The sequence below is a fragment of the Roseomonas nitratireducens genome, assembly GCF_017813355.1.
GTDB classification, from domain to species: domain Bacteria; phylum Pseudomonadota; class Alphaproteobacteria; order Acetobacterales; family Acetobacteraceae; genus Neoroseomonas; species Neoroseomonas nitratireducens.
This window is the reverse complement of the sequence record NZ_JAGIYZ010000040.1, coordinates 1-23,309: the sequence shown is the minus strand read 5'-3', so window position 1 is coordinate 23,309 and position 23,309 is coordinate 1. Positions and strand designations below refer to the sequence as shown.

Annotated in this window: 19 protein-coding genes; 13 read left to right on the top strand and 6 right to left on the bottom strand. The window is 74.4% G+C overall.

The window, feature by feature from the left end:
• The 3 genes from J5Y09_RS23285 to J5Y09_RS23275 form a co-directional block, all read left to right on the top strand.
• Window positions 1–2,750: SDR family NAD(P)-dependent oxidoreductase (locus J5Y09_RS23285; RefSeq protein WP_209354252.1), on the top strand; the 2,750-nt coding region annotated here is incomplete at its 5' end.
• The gene (locus J5Y09_RS23280) at window positions 2,747–4,030 is read left to right on the top strand and encodes an aminotransferase class I/II-fold pyridoxal phosphate-dependent enzyme (protein ID WP_209354251.1); all 1,284 of its coding nucleotides are present in this window, start codon (window positions 2,747–2,749) and stop codon (window positions 4,028–4,030) included. The genes J5Y09_RS23285 and J5Y09_RS23280, both read left to right, overlap by 4 nt.
• A gap of 6 nt (window positions 4,031–4,036) precedes the next feature.
• On the top strand, window positions 4,037–4,825 hold the full coding sequence (locus J5Y09_RS23275; protein ID WP_209354250.1) for a formyltransferase family protein: 789 nt from the start codon (window positions 4,037–4,039) through the stop codon (window positions 4,823–4,825).
• 124 nt (window positions 4,826–4,949) lie between these two features.
• Here J5Y09_RS23275 and J5Y09_RS23270 read toward each other — a convergent pair whose 3' ends face one another.
• The 4 genes from J5Y09_RS23270 to J5Y09_RS23255 are packed head-to-tail and all read right to left on the bottom strand — an operon-like array spanning window position 4,950 to window position 10,264.
• A complete protein-coding gene (locus J5Y09_RS23270; RefSeq protein WP_209354249.1) occupies window positions 4,950–6,362 on the bottom strand; it encodes a sulfatase-like hydrolase/transferase in 1,413 nt (470 codons plus the stop codon).
• The gene (locus J5Y09_RS23265) at window positions 6,359–7,138 is read right to left on the bottom strand and encodes an SDR family NAD(P)-dependent oxidoreductase (RefSeq protein WP_209354248.1); all 780 of its coding nucleotides are present in this window, start codon (window positions 7,136–7,138) and stop codon (window positions 6,359–6,361) included. The genes J5Y09_RS23270 and J5Y09_RS23265 overlap by 4 nt, the downstream gene beginning before the upstream one ends.
• Window positions 7,139–7,145: 7 nt before the next feature.
• Entirely contained in the window at window positions 7,146–8,372 is a 1,227-nt protein-coding gene (locus tag J5Y09_RS23260) for a capsule polysaccharide biogenesis protein (RefSeq protein WP_209354247.1), read from the bottom strand.
• A complete protein-coding gene (locus J5Y09_RS23255; RefSeq protein ID WP_209354246.1) occupies window positions 8,369–10,264 on the bottom strand; it encodes a capsular polysaccharide export protein, LipB/KpsS family in 1,896 nt (631 codons plus the stop codon). The genes J5Y09_RS23260 and J5Y09_RS23255 overlap by 4 nt, the downstream gene beginning before the upstream one ends.
• Before the next feature lie 137 nt (window positions 10,265–10,401).
• Between J5Y09_RS23255 and J5Y09_RS23250 the strand changes: the two genes are divergently transcribed.
• The 8 genes from J5Y09_RS23250 to J5Y09_RS23215 all read left to right on the top strand — a co-directional run bounded on the left by J5Y09_RS23250 (window position 10,402) and on the right by J5Y09_RS23215 (window position 18,483).
• Entirely contained in the window at window positions 10,402–10,779 is a 378-nt protein-coding gene (locus J5Y09_RS23250) for an RT0821/Lpp0805 family surface protein (protein ID WP_209354245.1), read from the top strand.
• Window positions 10,776–11,567, top strand: a complete 792-nt coding sequence (locus J5Y09_RS23245; protein WP_209354244.1) for an ABC transporter permease — start codon at window positions 10,776–10,778, stop codon at window positions 11,565–11,567. Before J5Y09_RS23250 ends, J5Y09_RS23245 begins: the two co-directional genes overlap by 4 nt.
• A 2-nt stretch (window positions 11,568–11,569) precedes the next feature.
• Window positions 11,570–12,208, top strand: a complete 639-nt coding sequence (locus J5Y09_RS23240; RefSeq protein ID WP_209354243.1) for an ABC transporter ATP-binding protein — start codon at window positions 11,570–11,572, stop codon at window positions 12,206–12,208.
• Window positions 12,168–13,355 carry a KpsE/RkpR family capsule polysaccharide export protein gene (locus tag J5Y09_RS23235; protein WP_245217369.1) on the top strand — a complete coding sequence of 396 codons (1,188 nt, stop codon included), beginning with the start codon at window positions 12,168–12,170 and terminating at the stop codon, window positions 13,353–13,355. The genes J5Y09_RS23240 and J5Y09_RS23235 overlap by 41 nt, the downstream gene beginning before the upstream one ends.
• Window positions 13,345–15,198, top strand: a complete 1,854-nt coding sequence (locus tag J5Y09_RS23230) for a polysaccharide biosynthesis/export family protein (RefSeq protein ID WP_245217367.1) — start codon at window positions 13,345–13,347, stop codon at window positions 15,196–15,198. Before J5Y09_RS23235 ends, J5Y09_RS23230 begins: the two co-directional genes overlap by 11 nt.
• 76 nt (window positions 15,199–15,274) lie before the next feature.
• Window positions 15,275–16,018 (top strand): metallophosphoesterase family protein, encoded by a 744-nt coding sequence (locus J5Y09_RS23225; RefSeq protein ID WP_209354242.1) that lies wholly within the window; start codon window positions 15,275–15,277, stop codon window positions 16,016–16,018.
• Between the two features lie 17 nt (window positions 16,019–16,035).
• A complete protein-coding gene (locus J5Y09_RS23220; RefSeq protein ID WP_209354241.1) occupies window positions 16,036–17,403 on the top strand; it encodes a serine/threonine protein kinase in 1,368 nt (455 codons plus the stop codon).
• A gap of 126 nt (window positions 17,404–17,529) precedes the next feature.
• Window positions 17,530–18,483 carry a LysR family transcriptional regulator gene (locus J5Y09_RS23215; protein WP_209354240.1) on the top strand — a complete coding sequence of 318 codons (954 nt, stop codon included), beginning with the start codon at window positions 17,530–17,532 and terminating at the stop codon, window positions 18,481–18,483.
• 7 nt (window positions 18,484–18,490) lie between these two features.
• Here the strand turns inward: J5Y09_RS23215 and J5Y09_RS23210 are convergent, their stop codons facing one another.
• Window positions 18,491–20,095 carry a peptide chain release factor 3 gene (locus tag J5Y09_RS23210; protein ID WP_245217365.1) on the bottom strand — a complete coding sequence of 535 codons (1,605 nt, stop codon included), beginning with the start codon at window positions 20,093–20,095 and terminating at the stop codon, window positions 18,491–18,493.
• 143 nt (window positions 20,096–20,238) lie between these two features.
• Here J5Y09_RS23210 and galU point away from each other — a divergent pair, with 143 nt between their 5' ends.
• Both galU and J5Y09_RS23200 read left to right on the top strand, forming a co-directional pair.
• The gene (galU, locus tag J5Y09_RS23205; RefSeq protein ID WP_342451536.1) at window positions 20,239–21,111 is read left to right on the top strand and encodes a UTP--glucose-1-phosphate uridylyltransferase GalU; all 873 of its coding nucleotides are present in this window, start codon (window positions 20,239–20,241) and stop codon (window positions 21,109–21,111) included.
• The gene (locus tag J5Y09_RS23200) at window positions 21,104–22,021 is read left to right on the top strand and encodes a polysaccharide deacetylase family protein (RefSeq protein WP_209354238.1); all 918 of its coding nucleotides are present in this window, start codon (window positions 21,104–21,106) and stop codon (window positions 22,019–22,021) included. The genes galU and J5Y09_RS23200 overlap by 8 nt, the downstream gene beginning before the upstream one ends.
• Window positions 22,022–22,051: 30 nt before the next feature.
• On the opposite strand, the gene J5Y09_RS23195 is transcribed toward J5Y09_RS23200, so the two are convergent.
• Entirely contained in the window at window positions 22,052–23,014 is a 963-nt protein-coding gene (locus J5Y09_RS23195; RefSeq protein ID WP_209354237.1) for a Bug family tripartite tricarboxylate transporter substrate binding protein, read from the bottom strand.
• Between the last annotated feature and the right edge of the window lie 295 nt (window positions 23,015–23,309).

Here is a 23,309-nt window from a genome sequence, read left to right as displayed (position 1 = left end):
CCGGGTTCCAGGCGCCGGACGCCCTGCCGCTGGTGGCCGCGCCGTGGCCGGCCCTGCTGCTGGCCGCGCGCGCGCCGGGCGTCGCCGCCACGCCGCCCGCCCCGTCCGCGCGCCGCGTGCTGATCTGCGCGGAGGCGGCCTGCGGGCGGCTCGCGGCCTCGCTCGAGACAACGCTGGCGGGCGAGGGCCGCGCCGTCTCCCTCCTGCCCTTCGAGACGGTGCCGCCGGGGCGCGTCCTGCGCGGCGCGGATCTCGTGCTGCTCGCGGCGGGCACCGAGGATGTGGCGGCGAGCCTCGCCTTCGCGACGCGGCTTGCGGATTCGGCGCGCGGCGTCGCCGCCTCCTTCGCCATGGTCGGCGCGGGGGATGCGGCGCGCGGCGCGGCGCTGGCCGGCCTCGGCCGCGTGCTGGCGAACGAGCTGCCGGAGCTCGCGCCGCGACGCATCACCATCGCGCCGGGACTGCCGGCGGCGGCGGCGGCGCGGCGCCTCGCGGCCGAACTCCGCGGCACGGCGCCGGAAGTGCTGGTCGCCGCGGATGGCCGGCGGACGCCGCGGCTGCTGCAGGGCCTGCCGGCGCCGGCGGCGGGCGGGCGGCGACGGCTCGCGATCGGCCAGCCTGGACAGGTCGGTTCGCTCGCCTGGGCGACGATGCCGCCCCTGCCCGACCCCGGCCCGGGCGAGGTGCGCATCGCGATCGCCGCCGCCGGGCTGAACTTCCGCGACCTGATGTGGGCACAGGGGCTGCTGCCCGAGGATGCGCTGATGGACGGCTTCGCCGGCCCGACGCTCGGCATGGAATGCGCGGGCGTGGTCGCGGCGGCGGGGCCGGGCGTGGCGCTGCGCCCGGGCCAGCGCGTGCTCGGCTTCGCGCCCGCCGCCTTCGCGACGGAGGCGCTGACGCGCGCCGAGGCGCTGGCCCCCATGCCGCCGGGCCTGTCCTTCGAGGCCGCGGCGACCGTCCCCGTCGCCTTCCTGACGGCCGCCTACGCGCTCGAGACCCTGGCTCGCATCCGCCCCGGCGAACGCGTGCTGGTCCATGGCGGCGCCGGCGGGCTGGGCCTTGCCGCGCTGCAGGTGGCCCGCGCCGCCGGGGCGCGCGTGGCGGCGAGCGCCGGCACCGCCGAGAAGCGTGCCTTCCTGCGCATGGCCGGCGCCGAGCTCGTGCTCGACAGCCGCGATGCCGGCTTCGCCGATGCGCTGCGCGCCGCCTGGCCCGAGGGCGTCGACGTGCTGCTGAACAGCCTGGCGGGGGAGGCGATGGAACGCGGCCTGTCGCTGCTCGCGCCCTTCGGCCGATTCGTCGAGCTCGGCAAGCGGGACTTCGTCGAGAACCGCCGCGCGGCGCTGCGACCGCTGCGACGCAACGTGTCCTACTTCGCGGTCGATGCCGATGCGCTGCCGCGCGCGAAGCCGGAGGTCGCGGCCGCGCTGCTCGCCGACATCGCCGCGCGGCTCGCCGAAGGCGCGCTGCTGCCGCTGCCGCATGCGGCCTTCGCGGCCGAGGACGCGGAAGCCGCCTTCCGCACGCTCCAGGCCTCGACGCATATCGGCAAACTGGTGATCCGCCCGCCCGCCGAAGCACCGGAAGCCGCGGCGCCCTGGCGGCCCGACCCGGACGGCACCTACGTCGTGACCGGCGGGGTTCAGGGCTTCGGCCTGGAATGCGCGAAATGGCTGGCGGCGAACGGGGCGCGGCACCTCGCGCTGGTCTCCCGCCGCGGGCCGGCGACGCCGGGCGCGCAAGCGGCGCTACGGACGCTTGCCGCGCTCGGCGCCAAGGCGCGGATCGATGCCTGCGACGCCGCGGATGGCGATGCGCTGGGCGCGCTGCTGGCCCGGCTGCGGCGCGAAGGCCCGCCGATCCGCGGCGTGGCGCATGCGGCGGCGGCCTTCGCCGATGGCGCCGCGGCCACGATGGACCGGGCGCGCTTCGCGGCCGTGCTGGCGCCGAAGCTGCTGGCGGCCGAGGCGCTCGACCGGCTGACGGCCGAGGACCCGCTGCACCTGTTCCTGCTGTTCTCCTCCGCCACCACGGCGATCGGCAATCCGGGGCAGGCGAACTACGTCGCGGCGAATGCGGCGCTGGAGGCGATCGCGCGGCGACGGCACGAGCAGGGCCGGCCGGCGCTGGCGGTGGGCTGGGGACCGATCGCCGATGCCGGTGTGCTGGCGCGCGACGCAGCGACGGCCGAGACGCTGTCGCGCCGCGCGGGAACCGAGGCGATGGCCGCGCAGGACGCGCTCGGCGCGCTGCCGGCGTTGATCGCCGCGGGCGTGCCGGTCGTGAACCTCGCGCGCATCGGCTGGGCGGGGCTTTCGGGCGCGCTGCCCATCCTGGCCGAACCGGCCTTTGCCGCGATGCGCGCCACCGCCTCGGGCGGGGAGGACGGCGCGGATCTCCGCGCCGCGCTGCGCGCCCTGCCGCCAGCCGAGGCCCGCACGCGCATCCTGCGCCTGGCGCGGGAGGAAGTGGCGCGCATCCTTCGCCTGCCGGCCGAGGCAGTCGGCGCCGATGCGCCGGTCGCGGGGCTGGGTCTCGACAGCCTGGGCGGGCTCGAACTCCGCATGGCGCTGGAACGGCGGATCGGCGTGCAGGTGCCGCTCGCCGCGGTCACCGAGGACCTGACGCTCGCGCGCCTGTCCGCGCGCATCGCCGCCGTGGTGCTCGACGCGGACGAGACGGCGGCGGTCGCCGAGCTGATGTCCGCGCATGAACCCGTGGCGGCCGAGCGGGAGGCGGCGGAGTGAGCCAGGGCTTCGGGCTCTCGGCGACGGCGCGGCTCGCGCTGCTGCAACGCCTGACCCGGCGGCGGGAGGATGCGCCCCCCGCGCCGGGGGCCGCGCGCGCCTTCCGCGAACTGCCCGGCCAGCGCGACATGGAACTGATCCGCGAGGCCGCCGGCGCGCTCGGCCTCGAGAACCCCTTCTTCCGACCGCATGAGGGCATCGCCGGCGCGCGCAGCGTTATCGGTGGGCGGGAGGTGATCAATTTCGGATCGTACAACTATCTCGGCCTGAACGGAGATGCGCGCGTCGTCGCCGCGGCGCAGGCGGCGATCGCGCGGCACGGCGTCTCGGCCTCGGCCTCGCGCATGGTCTCGGGCGAAAGGCCGGTGCATGCGGCGCTGGAAGCGGCGATCGCGGCGCATTACGGGGTCGATGCCGCGCTCGCCTTTGTCTCCGGCCACGCCACGAACGTGACCGTCATCGGGCACCTGATGGGCCCGCGCGACCTGATCCTGCACGATGCGGCGATCCACAATTCCTGCGCCGAGGGCGTGCGGCTGTCGGGCGCGCGGCGCATCGCCTTCGCGCACAACGACTGGCGCGCGGCCGAACGCGAGCTGGCCGCCGCGCGCGGTGCGGCGCGGCGCGCGCTGATCGTCGTCGAGGGCCACTATTCGATGGACGGGGACATCCCCGACCTCGCCCGCTTCGTCGAGATCGCGCGCCGCCACGATGCGTGGCTGATGGTGGACGAGGCGCATGGCCTCGGCGTGCTTGGCGCCACCGGCCGGGGCATACACGAGCAATGCGGCGTCGACCCGCGCGAGGTCGACATCTGGATGGGCACGCTGTCCAAGACGCTGTCAGCCTGCGGCGGCTACATCGCGGGCAATGCCGACCTGATCGCCTGGCTGCGCCATTCCGCGCCGGGCTTCGTCTATTCGGTCGGGCTCGCGCCGGGGCTCGCGGCCGCCGCGCTCGAATCGCTGCGCATCCTGCATGCGGAACCCTGGCGCGTCGCGCGGCTGCAGGCGAATGCGACGCTGTTCCTGCGGCTGGTGCGCGATGCGGGCTTCGATGCCGGCAGCTCGGCCGGCTTCGCCATCGTGCCGGTCATCCTGGGGTCTTCGATCGGCGCGGCGCGACTTTCACAGGCGCTGTTCGAGCGCGGGATCAACGTGCAGCCCATCCTGCACCCGGCGGTGCCGGAGAGTTCCGCGCGCCTGCGCTTCTTCCTCTCGGCCGACCACCGGGAGGATGAGCTTCGCGCCACCGTCGCCGCGCTTCGCGCCCGAAGCTGAGGCCCGATGCGGATTGCCGTCCTGACGACCGAAAGCACGGCGAGTGCGGAGGCCGCGGCGACGGTGGTGCGGGAAGCGCCGGCGGAGGTGGTCCTGGTCGGCGTCTCCGACCCCTATCGCGACCGCACGCGGACGCAGCGGCTGCTGGCCGGCACGCGCTACCGGCTGCTGCCCTGGCTCGCGGCGGAATACGTCGCGCCACGGTTGCTGCGCCAGCGCGGCGCGGGGCCCGTGGCGGCGGCGGCGCGGGCGCGCGGCGTCACGCCGCAGCCGATCCCGAACGTGAACGGCGCTGCGACGCAGGCGATGCTCGCCGCCGCGCGGCCCGACCTGATCGTGACATGCCACTTCGACCAGATCCTGGCGCCGGAGACGATCGCGATCGCGCCGCGGGGCGGGATCAACCTGCACCCGTCGCTGCTGCCGCGGCATCGCGGGCCGATGCCCTGCTTCTGGGCGGCGCTGGACGGCGATGCGCTGGTGGGCGCGACGGTGCATCGCCTCGCGCCCAGGATCGATGCCGGCGCGGTGCTGGCGCAGCGGCGCCTGGAAGCCTCGCCGGACACGACCGTGTCCGCCCTGGCGCGGGCGCTGCACATGGCCGGTGCCCGCGCGATGCTCGAGACCATCGCGGCGATCGCCGAGGGGCGCGAGCGCGGCATGGTGCTGCCGCCGCTCCCCTATCGCGGCTTCCCGGATGCCGATGCGCTGGCGCGCGCCGCGCGGCTTGGCATCCGGCTCAGCGACATGCGGGATTGGCGCGCGGGGCGCGCGCTGGGCGGCGTCGCGCTTTAGCGGCGCGATCGCAACAGGCCATGGCGCCCTGCCGCAGCATGGCGGAGCACAGTGCCCGCGCCATCGTCCCGTGCGGCGCAGGCATCCAGGGCGTTGCTTAGCGTCGTGGACAGCGGCGCGCGCATCACCCCGCATCGAGCACGGCGGCGCGCACCGCGCGATGCAGCCCGGCCGCGTCCAGGTCCCGTCGCGCGCCGGCGCCGGGCGCATCGCCGTGCCAGATCAGGTAGTCGGTCTCCGTCCCGCCGCGCGCGGCGGGCAGCGCGGGGCGGTGGTCTCCGAAGGCCGCCAGCACGACCGGGCGCGGCGCGGCGCGCGCAGCATCGGCCAGCGCGCCGAGCATCGCATCCGTCGCCGCCATCCGGCCCGCCCAGGCGTCGGCCGGATCGTCCCCCGGCCAGGGGCCATGCGCCGCGACGGTGATGGCGTAGAGGAACATCGGCCCCCTCGCCCCGGCCAGCAGCGCAGCCACGCGCGCGCCCACCGCCGCATCCGTCACCAGGCCAGCCTCGCGCGGCGCATCGGCGAATTCCGCCGCCGCCAGGAAGCGGCGGAACCCAAGCGCGGGCAGCACCCGGTCCCGGCCGAAGAAGCGCGGGTCGAAGGGATGCAGGCAGATCGCCTCATGCCCCGTGCCGGAGAGCGCCCAGGCGAGCGAGCCCACCGGGTGCCGCGCGAAGCGGAAATAGGGGTTGAGCCGGTCGAGCCCGAGCGCGGCATCGCCCATGCCGGTCAGCACGACGAACTCGGTGCGCATGGTGTTGGCGCCGAAGCCCGGCACGGCAAGCGCGCCACGCGACCGCGCCTCGGCACCGAGCGCATCCCAGCACGGCAGGCCGCGCGCGAGGCCGAGGCGTCGCGGATCGCAGAAGGATTCGAGTTGCAGCAGCACCAGGTGCGGCACCAGCGCGCCCGGGCGCGCGACGGCGGGTGCCGGCGGATGCGCCACGCGTCGCGCAGGGCGTTCCAGCGCCGCGCGCCGCGCATGCAGTGCGAAGGTGGCGAGCGGCCCGAAGCGCGCCGCATCCATCGCCGGGTCGCGCGCCGGCATCGCCCCGGCGAGCAGCAGGAATGGCCGCAGCAACAGCGCGACGAGCGCACCCGCGACGCCGAGCAGAAGGATGCGCGGCCCGGCGCCGAGCGGGATCGCCGGCTCCAGCGCCAGCACGGCGAGAAAGGCCGCGCCCCCCGCGGCGATCCCGCCCAGCAGCACCGGCTTCGGCACGAAGGGCAGGTAGAAGCGCGGATGCGCCGCGACCTGCCAGAGCAGCCCGCCATCGGTGAAGGCGAGCGGTTCGCCGATCGCCGCGCGCTTCGCCCGGTCCGCCACCGCGAGAAACACGCACGCGCCGCAAGCGAGCCCCCCCGCGAGCACCGGCCGCGCGGTCAGCGCCAGCAGCGCGGCGAAGCCGGCCAGCACGGGCGCCGCATCCAGCAGCATCCAGCGCGAGGCGCGCGCGCCGGCGCCCAGGCGCAGCAGCGCCCAGCCCGGCCAGGGCAGCAGCGCGCCTGCCAGAAGGTGAAGCGTCGCGCTCATCCCTCCGGCGCGATGCGGAAGCGCATCAGCCGCACGGCGCGGTCGGCGAGCGGCGCGGGCAGCGCATCGACCGCGCGCAGCAGCAGCGCGAGCGGCAGCGGGAAGGCGAGCCTGCCCCGCCCGGCCAGGATGGCGCGGTGGCAGCGCGCCGCCGCCGCGTCGAGCCCCATCGCCAGCGGCCGCCGCCCCTGCCAGCGCGCGCCCATCGCGCTGTCGAAGAAGCCCGGCAGCAGCACGGTCACCGCGACGCCGTCGCGCAGCAGCGCCGCGCGCAGCCCTTCCCCGTAGCAGCGCAGCCCGGCCTTGGAGGCCGCGTAGCCCGGCGCGTCGGGCAGACCGCGATAGGCGGCGACGGAAGCGACGAGCGCGATCCGCCCCGCGCGCCGCGCGCGCATGGCGGGCAGCAGCGGCTCGACCAGATGCATCGCGCCGAGCAGGTTCACCGCGACCTGCGCGGTGGCGCCTTCCGTGCCCTCGAAGGCGCCGTCGGGGCCGCGGCCGCGGGAGATGCCGGCATTGGCGATGACGCAATCGACCGGCCGCGCCGCGTCCCAGCCGCGCAGGCGATCGGCGAGCGCGGCGCCGTCGCGGACATCGAGTGCGGCGGTCTGCACCTCCGCCCCGCGGGCGCGGCAGCGCGCGGCGGTGGCGGCAAGGCCCTCCGCGCCGCGCGCGACGAGCCGCAGCGCCATGCCCGGCTGCGCGAAGCGTTCCGCCAGCGCGGCGCCAAGGCCGCGCGAGGCGCCCGAGACGACGATGCAGCGCGGCGCGTCCATCGCCGCGCTATTCGGCCGCCGCGCGCAGCGCCCGCGCGGCCTCGAGCCGCGCGACGGCATTGGCGACGCCCTCGGCGATGCCGGCCTCGCTGAAGAAGCCGCCGCGGATCAGGCAATGGGCGGCGAGCACGCGCCGCAGCGCGTCCGCCAGAACCAGATCGGGCGGCGCCGCGCCGGTCCAGAAGGCGTCGAGCCCGCCCTGGAAGGTCAGGCCCGGCATGTCGTAGATCGCCCGGCCGAGCGCGATGGTCGGCTTGCCCTGGCTGATCGCCTGCAGCCCCGCCGTGCTGTTCACCGTGACGATCCCCGCCGCCGGGGCGAGCACGGGACCGAAGGGCAGTTCCGGCAGCCAGAGCACGCGGTCCGCGACGCCGCCCGCAGCGGCATGGCGCAGCGTCACGCGGCCCCAATCCGTCAGCCCGTTGTCGAGCGGATGCCCCTTCACCGCGAGCAGCGCGTCCCGCGGCGCATGGGCGGCGAAGGAGCGGACGATCTCGGCGATCGCGGCCTCGAGGTTCGGGAAGCCCGAATGACGGCGCAGCTGGTAGTCGCCTTCGAGCTGCAGCGGCAGCACGAAGACCGGGCCGGTGCCGGCGCGCAGCCGCGCGAGCCGCCGCCAGGCCGCCTTGCTCCGGGCCGGGCGGAGCACGCCGCGCAGCGCCCAGCCGGCATATTCGTGGAAGGGGTTCCATTGCCGGTGCGTCCGCCAATGCGGGAAACGCCGCGCGAGCAGCAGGTTGGCCGCGCTGTAGAGCACATCGTCGCTGGCGCGCCGGAAGAAGGATCCGGCCGAGAGTGCCTCCGGCGCCGCCGGCGGCAGGCCCGCCGCCATGGCGCGGATGCGCGCCGGCTCGCGCGGCAGGCGGGAAAAGCCGTTGACGCCCCAGGGTTCGAGCGTGAGGTAGCCGGGCCGCAGATAGGCTTCCTCGAACACCCAGGGGGTGATGCCGGCGCCGCGGGCGAAGGCGATGGCGGCTTCGTGCCGCGGCCGGCAGTCACCGAACATCACCATGTCCGTCACGCCGTGGCGCGCGGCTAGGGCCGCGAGCGTGGCCGGCCATTCCTCCGCCCGGCCGGCGACGTCGGTCGCGTTCGGCCGGCGCCAGAACAGCCGGTCCCCGGCGCAGAAATTCGCCCGGTGCACGGCGTGCCCGTCGGCGGCGAGCGCATCGCCCAGCCGGACGAAGAAGGGCGTGGCGAGGCCCTGGAGGAACAGGAAGGACCGGCCGGTCATCCCCGCCCCCGCGCAAGGCGCGCCATCGCCGCCCCCTGCCAGCGCCGCAGCGCGGCGACGATGCCGCCGCGCCAGGGGGCGGGGCTGGAGAGCCGATCGAGCAGCGCCTCGGGCTCGCAGGGAAGTTCCGTCACCGGATCGAGATAGCGCGGATAGAGGATGAGCGCACCCGCGACGAGTTCATCGAGCGAGAGGCGCCGCGCGCGGCGCGGGATCGGCGCGCGGTCCTCCGTCAGCCCCCATCCGGCGTAGAAGGGCCGGCCCCAGCAGGTGACGGCGACGCCGCGCAGCAGCGCCTCGAATCCGGTCAGCGAGGTGATGGTTTGCACCTGGTCCACCTGCGACAGCAGCGGCGCGATCGGGGCGCGGTCGAGCACGATGTCGGCCAGCCGCCGCGCTTCCTCCGGCGGGATCGCGCCGCGACGGAAGCCGGCCTCGACATCCGGATGCGGCTTGTAGGCGATGAAGGCGTCCGGGCGCGCCGCGCGCACAGCGCGCAGCAGGTCGAGGTTCGTGCGTACGCCGCCGGTGGCGCCGAGGCGGACGGAGAGATCGTCCTCCACCTGGCCGGGGACGAGGATGCGCGGGCGGCCCGGCGCGGCGGGCAGGACGGGCGCCGCACCGGCCAGATTGTACTTGGTGATGCCGCGCGCCACGAGCGCCGCGCGCAGCGCCGCCGCGCGGGCGAGCAGCGCCGGCGGGAAGGCGGCGGTGGCGAGCAGGATCTCCAGCTCCCCGGGTGCCCGCGGGTCGAAATGCGGGCGGCGGCGATCGAGCGCGAGCGAGGCGCCGGGCAGGAAGCCCGCGCCGAGCCCGGCGGAGCGAAGGAAGCCATCCTCCACCCAGACGATCCGGATGCCGGCGGCCCGCGCGCGCGGCACCAGGTCGGCGGGCGCGCGGGCGGCCCAGACCGCGACCTCCCCGCCACGCCTGGCGGCTTCGGCCAGCGCGGCCCCGGTGGAGCGGACGAAGGCGGGCGGCGGCGCCTCGCTGGCGAGCGCGGCACGGATGCGCCGGCGCTTCCAGAAGGACATGCCGAGGCAGGCGGCGACCGCGCGATTCGTGAGGTCATGCGCACGCCACGCCGCGAGCATCACTAGCGCGTCTTCGATCAAGATCGCGCGAGCGGAGACCGGGTCGGCGCAGCGAGCGGCGGCGATGAATTTCGCGAGACACGCGAGTCCGGCGGCCTCCCCACCCTCGGCCGCGACGCCGGCCAGGCGCGCGAGCAGGGCCATCGGCCCCGGCAGCGCATGCAGCGCCGCGGCAGCGTCGATCAGCGTCCAGGGAGACAGCCTGCCGGGGCGGGTCTCGGCGAAGAGCGGGCGCGCGGCGGCGGGCGCGAAGGGATCGCGCAGGAGGACGAGGCGCCGCCCGCCAGCCGCCCGCGCGGCGGCGCGCAGGGCTTCGGCCGCCATGGCGCGCGCGGGATCGCAGGGATCGACGAGGATGACGCCTTCGCCGGGCGCGAGGCCGAGCGCGCGCGGGCCCGGATCGTCCAACCCGGGCGGGGCGCCGCAGCGCGCGGCCCGCAGCAGGGGCCGCAGCGCCGCCGCGCGCGCGAGGTCGGCGACCGGGCCGGCGCACGCGACGGCGATCGGATCATCGTCCTCGGCGGCGAGGAGGATCGGCGGCACGCTGCGGCCGGCCAGGCGCGGCGGCGCGAAGGGACCCGGCGAGAGCCGCAGCACCGGGCCGGCCCAGCCCGGCGGAGGCCGATCCCCCGCCGGCAGCAGCAGCGGATCCCCGCTGGCGGCCGCGGCGGGCGAGACCAGCCGCGACCCTGGCCAGAAGCCCGGCAGATGCGGCCAGGCGCGGAGCAGGCGGGGCGCCGCGGCGAGGCGGGCCGGCGTCGATCCGGACGGGACGGGCTCCACACGCTGCGGCTGCATTCGGCCCCGGTTCAACCCACCGCCGGCTGCCCGCCGGGCGCTGCATCCCGCGCCCTCCATCCCGCCATGCCCGTCACTTCCATTTTGCGAGTGTTCATTCCGATTGCTATATTATCCTCATGCAGGAACGAAAGACCATGGGCGGACGGATGTTGCGGCGCGGCGGGCTTGCCCTGGCGCTCGGCGCCGGGCTGCTCGCCGCCTGCGGCGGCAACGGGACCGGGCCCTCCGCGGGCGTCGGCGCGGCGGTCGGCGCCGCCGTGCCGATCGACGATCCCGTCGTGGCCTTCGTGGCGAATGCCTCCCCCGGCGCCGAGGATACCGTGCGGCTGCCGGGGACGGGACAGGTCGCGCGGGTGCGGCTCGTGCGCGCCTATGCCGCCGCGAGCGGGCGGGAATGCCGGGAGGTGATGGTCGCCGCGGGCGGCGGCCCGCAGACCCGCCTGCTCTGCCGCGCCGGGGAAGGCTGGCGGGAGGCGCGGCCGCTGCTGCGCGACGGCATCGGCCGCCCGTGAGCGAAGCCGCCGCCCGCCCGGGACTGGTCGATGGCGCGCGCCTGCAGCTGCGCGTGATCGGCGCCCTCGTGATCCGGGAGATGCACACGCGCTTCGGGCGGCAGCGGCTCGGCTATCTCTGGCTGTTCGCCGAGCCGCTGCTGCTCGGCGGCGTGATCGCGCTGCTGCACGGGGCGAGCGGGGGAGAGGGCATCCGCTCGAGCTTCGAGTTCTTCTCGATCGGCTTCATGCTGTTCCAGCTGTTCCGCGGCATCGTCGCGCGCGCGCCGAACACGATCAACGCCAACCAGTCGCTGCTCTATCACCGCCAGGTCACGCTGCCGGACCTGTTCTTCGCGCGCCATGCGATCGAACTCGCGGCCTCGGCCGGCGTCATGGCGCTGTTCGTCTTCGCCGGCATCGCGATGGGCGGGGAGGCACCGGACCATCCGGTGAAGATGATCCTCGCCCTCGTGCTCATGCTGCTGCTCGCGCAGGGGCTCGCCTTCATGGTCGGCTCGATCACCAGCGAGTTCGAGGCGGTGGGCTACTTCATCCAGGTCGCGACATTCGGGCTCATGCCGATCTGCGGGCTGATGTTCATGGTCGAATGGCTGCCGGCGGAATGGCAGGAAGCGGCGCTCTGGGTGCCGACCGTCCACCTGTTCGAGCTGATGCGCGACGGGCAGTTCGGGGAGCAGTTCAACCCCGTCTACGACCTGGCCTATGTCGGCTGGTGGATCATCGTGCCGCATCTGCTGGGCCTCGCCGGCCTGCGCATCGCGCGCAAGCGGGTCGGGCTCGACTGACCATGGGCCTGCAGCTGATCGACGTGCACAAATCCTATCCGATGCGCCAGGGACGCAAGCGGGTGCTGCGCGGCATCGACGCGACCTTCCGGCGCGGGGAACGCGTGGGCATCCTCGGGCGCAATGGGTCGGGCAAGTCGACGCTGGTGCGCATCCTCGGCGGCATCGAGGCGCCGACGCGGGGCACGATCCGCCGCTCCATGTCCGTCTCCTGGCCGATCGGCATGGCGGCGGGCTTCCACGGCGCGCTGTCCGGGGCGGACAACACCCGCTTCATCGCGCGCATCTACGACCGGCCGGTGCGGGAGACGGTGGACTTCGTCGAATCCTTCGCCGAGCTTGGCGACTACCTGCGCATGCCGGTGAACACCTATTCGGCCGGCATGCGGTCCCGCCTCGGCCTCGCCATCTCGCTCGCGATCGACTTCGACTGCTTCCTGGTGGATGAGGCGCTGGCCGTCGGCGACACGCGCTTCGGCCGCGCCTTCGGCGCGCGGCTCGCCCGCGCGGGCCTGATCATCGTCACCCACCAGCCTTCGCTCGTGCGGCAATTGTGCAGGCGCGCGGCGGTGCTGGCGGACGGCACCCTCACATTCTTCGATGACATCGATGAAGCTCTCGCCACCTACAACAGCCTTTGAACCGGCGGGCGAGGAGCCTGCCTGGACGCCGGCGCCGCCGCGACGACAACGGCCCTGGCCGGTCAGGCTGCTGCGCCACCCCTTCGCATGGCTCGTGCTGCTGCCGACGGGGCTCGCCATCCTGTACTTCTACCTGCTGGCCGCACCGCAATATGTCAGCGAGGCGCGCTTCGTCGTCCGCTCCCGCGCCGAGGCGCCGCAGCCCAGCCTCGGCAACATGATCTCCGCGGCCGTGGGGGGCGGCGGCCTCTCGACGGTGGGGGAAGCGCACAGCGTGCGCGACTTCCTCCTCTCCCACGACGCGGTCGCCCGCGCGCAGGACAGGATCGACCTGATCGCCATCTGGCGGCGGGAAGAAGCGGACCTGCTCGCCCGCCTGCGGCACGAGGAGCCGGAGCGGCTGACGAAGTACTTCAACAGCATGGTCACCGCGCAGCTCGACAGCCTGACGGGCCTGCTGACGCTGCGCGCCCGGGCCTTCCGGCCAGAGGATGCGCGCGCCATCGCGGTGACTCTGATCGAGCTGTCGGAAGCGCTGGTCAATCGCCTGTCCGAACGCGCGCGGGAGGATTCGCTCCGCGTGGCGCGCGAGGAGGTGGCGATCGCCGAGCGGCGCGTGCTGGAAAGCCGCGCGGCGCTGACCCGCTTCCGGGAGGAACAGCAGGACCTCGACAGCGCGGGGTCGGTGCAGGCCGCGGTCGCGACCATCGGTGGGCTCGAGACCGCGCTCGCCGCCGTGCAGGCGGAACTCCGGGAACGCATGGCCTTCATGCGCCCGGACAATCCGGCCCTGCAGGTCACGCGCAACCGGATCGCCGCGCTGGAGCGCCAGATCGAATCCGAGCGCAGCCGGCGCACCCAGGGCGGCGGCGCGCTCGCGCAGCAGCTCGCGGGGTTCGAGCGGCTGATGCTCGAGCGCGACTTCGCCGACCGCCAGCTCGCCTCGGCCACCGCAAGCCTCGAAGGCGCGCGGATGGAGGCGCAGCGGCAGCAGATGTACCTCGCGCGCGTCGTCGAACCGAACCTCGCCGTCCACCCCCTCTATCCGCGGAAACTCATCAGTGTCGGCAGCATCTTCCTCGGCCTCTCGGTCGCCTTCGGCATCGGCTGGCTTCTCGTCGCGGGCATGCGCGAACATGCGGAGTAGCGCGGCGCGCGCGGCGCTCGCCGCGCTGGTCCTGATCGGCGGCATGGCGGACGCGCTGGCGCAGGGCACGCAGCCCGGCAGCGCCGCGGCCGGGACGGTGCAGCGGCGCGCCGCGGGCATCGGCGGCGTGCCCGGCGCGCTGCCCGGCATGCCGACGCTGACGCCGGGGCAGATGGGCGCGCAGGGCGCGGGCATGGCGGACCCCGCGGCCAGCCTGCCGCCCCCGGTCTTCGACCAGCGCAGCCTGGCCGACGTGCCGGGGCAGCAGCGCGGCATGGAACGCCGCGGCAGCGCGACCCAGGCGGAAGGCGGCCCGACCCTCGTCGCCCCGCTGGGCGACCAGCAGCGGCTCTCGGGCCCCGCCACCGCGGTGTTCGGCGCCGCGCTATTCACCCAGACGCCGCAGGCGTCCTCCGACGCGCCCAATCCGAACTACGTGCTGGCGCCGGGGGACCGGGTCTCGGTCCGCGCCTGGGGCGCGGTGGAATCGGAACTGGTCGGCGCGATCGACCCGGCGGGCAACCTGTTCCTGCCGAATATCGGCCCGATCCCGGTCGCGGGCGTGCGGGTGGGCGACCTGCAATCGGTCGTCGAGTCCGAGATCCGCAAGGTCTACACGACGCAGGTGCAGGTCTACGCCTCGGTCATGTCGACCCAGCGCATCGGCGTCTTCGTCACGGGCTTCGTGCGCAGCCCCGGCCGCTACGCCGGCACGGCCTCGGACAGCGTGCTGGACTTCCTGGTGCGCGCCGGCGGCATCGACCCCGGCCGCGGCTCCTTCCGGGAGATCGCGCTGACGCGCGGCGGCGCGACGCTCGCCTCGATCGACCTCTATCGCTTCCTGCTCGAAGGGCGCCTGCCGGCGGTCCGGCTGCAGGAAGGCGATACGCTCGTGGTCGGGCGCCAGCGCGCGCTCATCGGCGCGGATGGCGCGGTGCGCAACAACTACCTGTTCGAAAGCCCCGCGCGCAGCACGCTGTCGGGCCGCGACCTGATCGAATTCGCGCGGCCGCTGCCGGCCGCGACCAACGCGGTGGTGCGCGGCGTGCGCAACGCGCAGCCCTTCTCGCGCTACATGACCGTCGCCGAACTGGCGCAACAGACGCTGCTCGACCAGGACACCGTCACCTTCGTCGCCGATGTCGCGACGCGCACCATCCGCGTCACCGTCGAGGGCAGCCGGCTCTATCCCTCGGTGCTGGTCGCCGACCGCGACATGACGCTCTGCCAGGTGCTCGACCACATCGCGGTCGATGCGGGGCTCGCGAACACCGAGGGCGTGTTCATCATGCGGCCGTCGCTGGCGCTCGCCCAGAAGCGCTCGATCGACGAGGCGCTCGACCGGCTGGAACGGCAGCTGTTCCTCTCCCCCGCGCCGACGGGCAGCGTGGCCGAGGCCCGCACCGCGGAGGCCAACCTCGTCTCCCAGTACATCGCGCGCGCACGGCGCATCCAGCCGGAGGGCCGGCTTGTCGTCATGGGGGCGGATGGGCGCTGCGCGCCGCTCCGGCTCGAGGAAGGCGACATCATCGTCATTCCCGAACGGTCGCAGACCGTCATGGTGCAGGGGGAGGTCAACTTCCCCCAGGCCGTGGTCTGGCGGCCGGGCTGGTCGGTCGAGCAGTACCTGGAGGCCGCCGGCGGCCTGACCGCGCGCGGGTCGCGCAGCACGCTCATGGTCCGCCGCCCCTCCGGCCAGGCGATCCTGGAACCGCGGGAGGCGCCGCGGCCAGGGGACGAGCTGATCGCGCTGCCCTACCTCGACCCGAAATACTTCCTGTTCGGGCGGGACCTCGTGACCGCGCTGTTCCAGATCGCGCTCGCCGCCCGCGTCTTCATGTAGCGCGGCGGCGCCCGCCCGGCCGGGGCGCGGCGCCGCGCGGTTCCCCTGGGTCGGGCGCTGATCTAGGCTCGCCTGGATGCGTCTTGCCCTGCTCGCCGACATCCATGCCAACCTGGAGGCGTTCCGCGCCTGCCTCGACCATGCGCGCGACCGCGGCGCGGACCGCATCCTGCTGCTCGGCGACCTGGTGGGCTACGGCGCCGACCCGGAAGCGGTGCTCGACCTCGCCATGACCCTTGTCGCCGATGGCGCGCTGGCGCTGCTGGGCAACCATGACGAGGCCGTGCTCGCCCCCGGCACGGCCGGCATGAACGACATGGCCGCGGCCGCCATCGCCTGGACGCGGACGCGCCTGAGCGAAGCGCACCGGGCCTTTCTCGCCTCCCTGCCGCTGACGGAGGAGGAGGAAGGGCGCCTGTACGTCCATGCCGAGGGCTCGGCACCGGCGATGTGGCGCTACGTGTCCGACGCCGACGCGGCGCGGCGCAGCCTGGAGGCGACGACGGCCCAGGCGACCTTCTGCGGCCATGTCCACCGCCCGGCGCTCTATGCGCTGGGGGAGACAGGCAAGCTCACGCCCTTCCGGCCGGTGGCCGGGGCGCCGGTGCCGCTCGCGCGCCATCGCCGCTGGCTCGCCGTGCTCGGCGCGGTCGGCCAGCCGCGCGATTCCGACCCGGCCGCCTGCTACATGATCCTGGAGACCGGATCCCTCGTCGCGACCTGGCACCGCGTGCCCTACGACGTGGCGGCGGCGGCGGCGAAGATCCGCGCCGCCGGCCTGCCCCTCGGCCTCGCCGAGCGCCTTTTCGTCGGACGCTAGGCGCCGTGGCGGAGCGCGTGATCGACGGGTTCACGGTCGCCGGCGTCCGGCACGAGGGCGGCATGGCGGTGCTCTACGACGTGACGCACCCGGCCCACGACCTGCCGATGCTGATGAAGATCCCCCGCCTGCGGGAGGGGGAGGACCCGGCCGCGATCGTCTCCTTCGAGATGGAGCAGATGATCATGCCGCGCCTGACGGGCCCGCATGTGCCGCGCTTCGTCGCGCAGGGCGGCTTCGAAGCCGAGCCCTACATCGTGATGGAGCGGATCGACGGGGAACCGCTCTCCCACCGCCTGCGCGCGCTGCCGCTGCCGCCGGCCGAGGTCGCCGCGGTCGGCGCCGCGGTCGCCGACGCGCTCGACGACCTGCACCACCAGAACGTCATCCATCTCGACGTGAAGCCGGCCAACATCCTTTTCCGGCCGCATGCGGAGGCGGTGCTGGTCGATTACGGCCTCGCGCACCATGAGACGCTGCCCGACCTGATGGCGGAGGAATTCCGCCTGCCCTACGGCACCGTTCCCTACATGGCGCCCGAGCAGGCCCTCGGCATCCGCAGCGAGCCGCGCAGCGACATCTTCGCCCTCGGCGCCGTGCTGTACCAGCTGGCCACGGCCGACCTGCCCTTCGGGGAACCGCAGCACCTCAAGGGCGTGAAGCAGCGGCTGTGGCTGGACCCGATGCCGCCGCGCCGCCGCCGCCCCGCCATCCCGCCCTGGCTGCAGGAGGTGATCCTGCGCTGCCTCGAGGTGCTGCCCGAGAACCGCTACCCGACCGCCGCGCAACTCGCCTTCGACCTGCGCCATCCGGAGCAGGTCGCCCTCGGCACGCGGGCGGCCAAGACGCGCCGCGACGGCTGGCTCACCGTGCTGCACCGCCGCTTCCGCCAGCAGGAGCCGGTGGCGCGGCGGCTCGCAACCCGCACGCAGATCGCCGCCGCGCCGATCCTCGCCGTCGCGATCGACTTCGGCGACATGACCGAGGACCTCGCCGGCGCGCTGCGCAACCAGGTGCAGAAGATGCTGGCGAGCCGCCCGGGCGCGCGGCTCGCCTGCCTGAACGTGCTCAAGACCGCGCTGCTGTCGCTCGACACGACGCTCGACGAGCATGGCCGCAACCGGCATGTGCAGCGCCTCGTCGAGTTGCAGCACTGGGCGCGGCCGCTCGGCCTCGCGGAGGGCCGGGCGACCTTCCACGTGCTGGAGGCGGCGGATGTAGCGGACGCCATCCTCGATTATGCGCGGGCGAACCTGGTGGACCACCTGGTGCTCGGCGCGCGGGCCAGCACGCTGCAGCGGCGCGTGCTCGGCAGCGTGTCCGGCAAGGTGGCGGCCGAGGCGCCCTGCAGCGTGACCGTGGTGCGGCGCCGCGGCGGGGATTGACCGGCCCGCACCGCGCCGGGGCGGGGGATGCTTGATGCGCAGCCGGACCTTACCGCACACTCGGCCCCGAAACGGTGCGTGATGCCCCTCCAGGCGGAGGCGCGACCCAACCGCCGGGGAGATGCGATGACATCGCTGCGCGGGCTCGACCTCAACCTGCTGCTCGTGTTCGAGGCGCTGTTCGAGACGCGCTCCGTCTCGCGCGCGGGCGAAAGGCTGGGCCTCAGCCAATCGGCGACGAGCCACGCCCTCGCCCGGCTGCGGGAGGCGTGCCGGGACGAACTGTTCCTGCGCACGCCGTCGGCCATGGTGCCGACGCCCGTCGCCAACCGGATCTTCCCCGACGTCCATGCCGCGCTCGACAGCCTCCGCCAGTCGGTCGAGGAAGCGCGCGGCTTCGATGCCGCCAGCAGCACGCGGCGCTTCGATGTCGCGATCCCGCACCCTCTCGGGCCGGCCTATGCCATGCGCATCCGCGACGCCGCGGCGGCGGAGGCGCCAGGGGTGCAGCTGCGCTTCGACACCCGCACCCTCGCCGACGACGCGCCGGGCCTGATGCGCGACGGCGTGCTCGACCTCGCGGTCGACTGGATCGCGGCGAGCGAGGACCGCTTCGTCAACAAGAAGCTGTTCGAGGACGGGCTCGTCATCGTCGCCCGCCACGGGCATCCCCGCGCCTTCAAGGGCATGGGCTGGCGGGAACTGGCGAAGGAGGAGTTCGTCCGCAGCCACCGCCGCGCACCGGAACGCCGCCCGAAGGTGCTGCAGGGCAAGCTGTGGGACCTGATGGCCGACAGCCGGTTGATCGTCAGCGAGTACCTGGAGGTGCCCTTCACCGTCTCCCGCACCGACTGCCTCGGCGTGCTGCCGCGCAGCATGGCGCGGATCGCCGAGACGGAGTTCGGCATGGTCGTCACCGACGTGCCCGGCCCGCCGATCCGCATCCCCATCTGGCTGGTCTGGCATGAGGGGCGGCGGCGCGATGCCGGCCATGCCTGGCTGCGCGCGCTCGTCACGCGGGAAGTCCAGGCGGCCGCGGCGGAGTCCGGGCTGCTCACCCTCGCCATGGCGGCGAAGTAGGGCCGCCTTAGGCTGCCGCCAGCCCGTGCTGTTCGCGCACCGGCAGGAAGCGGATCATCGGCCATTCCTCCTCCGCCCGGCGGCGGCGCCAGTCGGAGGTGAAGAAGGCGACCTGCTCCGCGTCGTGGTCCTCGGCCATGTCCATGCGGTTCTGCAGGGCGAAGCGCTCGATCGCGGCGCGGTCCTCGCTCGCCATCCAGCGCATCATGGTCCAGGGCGCGGCCTCGAAGGACGCGGGCACGCCGTATTCGGCCCGCAGCCGCGATGCCAGCACGTCGAGCTGCAGCAGCCCGACCACGCCGACGATGGGCTGGGAGCCGTCGAGCGGGCGGAACAGCTGCACCACCCCCTCATCCGCCAGCTCGTCCAGCGCCTTGCGCAGCTTCTTGGCCAGCATCGGGTCGTCGAGCCGGACGCGCCGCAGATGTTCCGGCGCGAAGGAGGGCACGCCCTGGAAGTTCAGCGCATCGCCCTCGGTCAGCGTGTCCCCGATGCGGATGCCGCCATGGGTCGCGATACCGACGACATCGCCCGGCCAGGCTTCCTCGGCCACCTGGCGGTCCTTGGCGAAGAAGAAGAGCGGCGCGTTGACCGGCACCTGCTTGCCGGTGCGCACCTGCTTCAGGCGCATGCCCTTCTCGAGCCGGCCCGAGCAGATGCGCAGGAAGGCGACGCGGTCGCGATGCTGCGGGTCCATGTTCGCCTGGATCTTGAACACGAAGCCGGCGAGCTTCGGCTCCTCCGGCCGCACGGGGCGGAGGTCGGCCGCGCGCGGGCGCGGCGGCGGTGCGAAGCGCGCAAGGCCCTCGAGCAGGTGCGCGACGCCGAAGTCGCGCAGCGCCGAGCCGAAATAGACCGGCGTCAGCGAGCCTTCGAGGAACTTCGCCTGGTCGAAGGCGGCGCAGGCGCCCGAGGCGAGTTCCGCCTGTTCCCGCAGCGTCGCGGCGCGGTCGCCGGGCACCCGCGCCTCGATCGTCGGGTCGTCGAGGCCGGTCAGGGGGATCACCTCGTCGCTGTCCACCAGGCGGAGCGAGGGGTGCAGCAGGTCGTACACGCCGCGCAGGTCCGCCCCCTGCCCCACCGGCCAGGCGACCGGCGCGGCGTCCAGGGCGAGCGTCTTCTCGATCTCGTCCAGCAAGTCGAAGGGGTCGCGCCCCTCCCGGTCCATCTTGTTGACGAAGGTGATGATCGGGATGTCGCGCATCCGGCACACCTCGAAGAGCTTGCGCGTCTGGCTCTCGATGCCCTTGGCGGCGTCCAGCACCATCACGGCGGCGTCCACGGCCGTCAGGGTGCGGTAGGTGTCCTCGGAGAAATCCTCGTGGCCCGGCGTGTCGAGCAGGTTGAAGACGATGCCCTCCCGCTCGAAGGTCATGACCGAGGTGGCGACGGAGATGCCGCGCTCCTGCTCGATCTTCATCCAGTCGGACCGGGTGCGCCGCGCATTGCCCTTGGCGCGCACCTGGCCGGCGAGCTGGATGGCGCCGCCCTTGAGCAGCAGCTTCTCGGTCAGCGTCGTCTTGCCGGCGTCGGGGTGGGCGATGATGGCGAAGGAACGGCGCCGCGCGGCCTCGGCGGCCACGCGGGGGTCCGCGGGAAGGGGCATGTCCATGGCGGGCGGAACCTAGTGCCGGCGGCCCCGCGGCGCCACCCCGGCCGTGCCGTTCCGGCGCCGGTCGGGCCGCCACGCCTTGTTCATGCCGCCTTGGCATGGTCCGTTGGGCCAACGACCATGCCAGCGAGGAATCGCCCCACGTGCCCGTGAAGCCCCTGAAGAAGGCCGTCCTTCCCGTTGCCGGCCTCGGCACCCGCTTCCTGCCCGCCACCAAGGCGATGGCCAAGGAAATGCTGCCCGTCGTCGACAAGCCCCTGATCCAGTACGCGGTCGAGGAAGCGCGCGCGGCCGGCATCGAGCAGTTCTGCTTCATCACCGGCCGCGGCAAGACCGCGATCGTCGAGCATTTCGACGTGGCCTACGAGCTGGAACGCACCCTGGCCGACCGCAACAAGACGGCCGAGCTCGAGGCGCTGCGCGCCCAGGCGATGGTGCCGGGCTCGATCGTGACGGTCCGCCAGCAGGTGCCGATGGGCCTCGGCCACGCGATCTGGTGCGCCCGCGCCTTCGTCGGCGACGACCCCTTCGCCATCCTCCTGCCCGACGACCTGATGCTGTGCGAGACCTCCTGCACCGCCCAGCTCGCCGCCGCCTACAAGGAGACCGAGGGCAACGTCGTCGCCATCGAGGAAGTGCCGCGGGAGAAGGTGAACCGCTACGGCGTGCTCGACGTGGCGGAGGACAAGGGCCGGCTCGTCTCGGTCAAGGGCCTGGTCGAGAAGCCGGCGCCGGAGGTGGCACCCTCCAACCTTACCATCATCGGCCGCTACGTGCTGATGCCGGAGGTAATGGGCCACCTCGCCAAGCTCGAGAAGGGCGCGGGGGGCGAGGTGCAGCTGACCGATTCCATGGCCAAGCTCATCGGCAGCCAGCCCTTCCACGGGCTGCGCTACGAGGGCAAGCGCTTCGACTGCGGCGACAAGGCCGGCTTCCTGGAAGCGCAGGTCGCCTTCGCGCTGCGCCGGCCGGACCTCGCCCCGGCCATGCGGACGATCCTCAAGACCTATGGCTGAACCGCGCCTGCCGGGCGGCATGCCCGACCCCGGGCGTGACCTGGCCGGCTATGGCCGCAGGCCGCCCGACCCGGCCTGGCCGGGGGGCGCGCGGGTCGCCGTGTCCTTCGTCGTCAATGTCGAGGAAGGGGCGGAACTCTCCCTGGCCTCCGGCGACGAGCGGAACGAGGCCATCCCGGAATCCGGCCAGCTGATCGAGGGCGCGCCGGACCCCTGCATGGAGAGCCACTACGCCTATGGCGCGCGCGTCGGGCTGTGGCGGGTGATGGGCATGCTCGACGCCTTCGGGGTGAAGGCGACCTTTTCCTGCTGCGGCCGGGCGGTGGCGCATACGCCGGCACTGGCCGCCGCGCCCGCCGCCGGGGGGCACGAGGTCAGCGCCCATGGCTGGCGGTGGGAGATGCATGCAGGCATGCCCGAGCCGACCGAGCGCGCCGTGATCGCGCAGACCGTCGCGACGCTCGGCGAACACGCCGGGGCACGGCCGGTCGGCTGGCACACCAAGTCGGCGCCATCCGTGAACACGCGGCGCCTGCTGATGGAGGAAGGCGGCTTCCTCTATGATTCCGACTGCTACGACGACGACCTGCCGCGCATCGTCCGGCGACCGGACGGGCAGCCCCACGTGATCCTGCCCTATGCCTTCGACACGAACGACATGCGCTTCCGCCCCGGCGCGGGCTTCATCCACCCGGAGGATTTCTCCCGCACCTGCATCGCCGCCTTCGACCGGCTGGCGAAGGAAGGCGGGCGGATGATGTCGATCGGGCTGCATCTGCGCACGGTCGGCCGGCCTTCGCGGATCGCGGGGCTCGAACAGGTGCTCGAGCACCTCGCCCGCGCGGGCGACGTTGCCTGGGTGGCGCGGCGGCGCGACATCGCCGCGCATTGGGCCGCGCGCTTCGGCTGACCGGGGCGGCGGGCGCCGCCCCGGCGCGGTTCAGCCCTGCGCCGCGCGCACCACCGGCGCCCAGCGCGTCGCTTCCCGCATGACGAAGGCGGTGATCTCGGCCGGGCTCGGGTCGCCCAGCGAGACCATGCCGATCGCCGACCAGCGCTCCCGCGCCGCGGGCTCCGCCATGGCGGCGGCCAGATGCGTGCGCAGCCGGCCGACGATCTCGGCCGAGAGGCCCGCCGGCCCCGCCAGCAGGAACCAGTTGGAGGCGACCGCGCCCGGGAAGCCGGCCTCGACGATGGTCGGCACGTTGGGGACGGAGCCGATGCGCTGCTCGCTGGTCACCGCGAGGCCACGGATCGAATTGCCCTGGATGCCGCCGGTGTGCGCGCCGACCGTGTTCCATAGGGAGGTGGTGTTGCCGCCGATGATCGACTGCTCGGCATCCGACGCGCCGCGGAAGGGCACGTGCAGCAGCTCGACCCCCGCTTCCCGCGCCCAGAGCATGCCCGCGAGATGGCCGACCGAGCCGACGCCGGAGGAGCCGAAGGACACGGCATCGGGCCGCGCCGCGGCGGCGGCGCGATACTCGGCCATGGTCCGGATCGGCCCGTCCCCCTTCACCGCGCACAGGATCGGCGCGCCGCCGAACATGGTGATGTAGGCGAAGGAGCGTTCCGCATTGTAGGCCGGCGGCGGCGTCATGCTGACCGAGACGGCGAGCGGCCCGGTGTTCGTCACGAGCAGCGTGTAGCCGTCCGGCGCGGCGGCCGCGACGGCGGCGGTGCCCACCGCGCCGCCGGCGCCGGGCCGGTTCTCGACCACGAAGGGCTGGCCGAAGGCGCGCTCCATCCCCGCCGCCAGGTAGCGCATCACGATGTCCGAGGTGCCGCCCGGCGCGTAGGGATTGACGATGCGCACGGGCCGGCTCGGCCAGGCGCCCTGGGCATGGATCGCGGGCGCGGCGAGCAGCGCGGGTGTGGCGAGGAGAAGACGACGACGCAGCATGGACTGCCCTTTCAGATGGCAGGTCGCCGGGCAGGATGCCGCATCGCCGGGCAGGCCGGACGGCGTGGCGGGCCCGCACGGGTCCCGTCCCGCAGGCATCGCAAGCGCCATGCCGGCATCGCAAGCGCTATCCGGCGCCCGCGGCGCCGGTGGCGCGGTCAGCGGCGCTGGGTCGTCGTCTGGCGCGGCACCGGGGCCGGAAGCGTGCCGCGGCTTCCCTGTTCGATGCGCGGCGCGGCGCGCGCGACATTCGTCTGCGCCGGGCGCGACGCCGCCGGGCGGGCGGCGGGCGCGG